This is a genomic window from Pseudomonas sp. Pse1 (assembly GCF_024519635.1).
Classification (GTDB): domain Bacteria; phylum Pseudomonadota; class Gammaproteobacteria; order Pseudomonadales; family Pseudomonadaceae; genus Aquipseudomonas.
On record NZ_JALJRO010000054.1, the window covers coordinates 1 to 1,374 of the forward strand.

Genomic DNA, 1,374 nt, shown 5'->3' on the forward strand with positions numbered 1-1,374 from the left:
GGGACTGTCAGATTTTTTGTGTGCGGGCCGGTAATGGCCTGCCGTCAGGCAGGCCCTGATTTTCACCAGGTCGGCCTGATGAACCGATCTCCGTACAGAATCGCAAATTGATTCATCGCACTTTTCCAGTCATGGGCCGCTGAACCCCAGTTTGCCGTGATGTTTCGTAGCCCCAACCAGATCAGTTTGGTCGCTGCATCGTCGTTCGGGAAGTGGCCACGGGTCTTTATGATCTTACGTAGCTGAGCATTGATGCTCTCAATCGCGTTGGTGGTATAGATCACCTTCCGGATGGCGGGCGGGAAAACAAAGAATGGAATCACTCGATCCCAAGCGCGTCTCCAGGCGGCCACGACCGTTGGATACTGCTTGCCCCAAGGCCCGTTTTCAAACTCATCCAAGGCCTGCTCAGCCGCTTCTGCGTTGATGGCCTGATAAATCGGCTTCAGAGCCTTGGCCAGTGCTCGACGCTTGTCCCAAGCCGTGTAGTCCAGGCTGTTGCGTATCAGATGCACAATGCATGTCTGCAGTGTTGTTTCTGGAAACACTGCGCTGAGGGCCTCTGGCATGCCCTTGAGGCCATCGGTCACGGCAATCAGCACGTCCTCGACGCCTCGCGTTTTGAGGTCGTTGAACACCTTCATCCAGAACTTCGCACCCTCGGTGTTCTCGATCCAGATGCCCAGGATATCGCGCGTCCCGTCGGGTAAAACACCCAACGCCAGATAAATGGCCTTGTTGCGTACCAAGCCTTCTTCGCGGATCTTCACCCGTAGCGCATCAAAGAAAATGACCGGGTACATCGGCTCCAGCGGGCGCTGTTGCCACGCGCCAATCTCTTCCATGACCTCGTCGGTCACAGAGCTGATGAAATCGGGCGAGACGTCCGTGCCGTACTGCTCAGAAAGAAACGCACGAATCTCTCTGACCGTCATTCCACGGGCGTACATGGCGATGATCTTGTCATCGAAACCGGTATAACGGCGCTCATGCTTGGGGATCAGAATCGGCGAGAAACTGCCGTTGCGGTCGCGCGGAATATCCAGGCGTATCGGTCCATCGCCGGTGAGCACCGTCTTGCCGCTCTTGCCGTTGCGCTGGTTGGTTTCATCCTCCGGGCGCTGCGCGCCCGATGGATAACCCAAATGGTGGCCAAGCTCGGCATTTAGGGCGCGTTCAATCAGCGCTTTCTTGAAGGCCGCAGAAGCCTCTTCGATCGCCTCAGCGGTCATCAGCGTTTCAGGGAGTTGATCCAGCAGTTCCTTTGGAAGCTTCGGCAGCTCCCGCACCGGTTGGCGCTCAGATTTCTTTTTGGTTGGCATACATGCACCTCTTACTCATGTTATGCCCGAACACAAAATTTCTGACACCCCC

The 1,374-nt window shown here is 56.2% G+C and carries 1 protein-coding gene; it reads right to left on the bottom strand.

The window, feature by feature from the left end; genetic code table 11:
• Positions 1-62 precede the first annotated feature (62 nt).
• A complete protein-coding gene (locus tag NR126_RS28300; RefSeq protein ID WP_256832468.1) occupies positions 63-1,322 on the bottom strand; it encodes an IS256 family transposase in 1,260 nt (419 codons plus the stop codon).
• Positions 1,323-1,374: the final 52 nt, after the last annotated feature.

What these genes read in the sequence shown, in the direction of transcription:
- NR126_RS28300 (WP_256832468.1), bottom strand. Translation starts at nt 1,322, where the DNA reads ATGCCAACCAAAAAGAAATCTGAGCGCCAACCGGTGCGGGAGCTGCCG.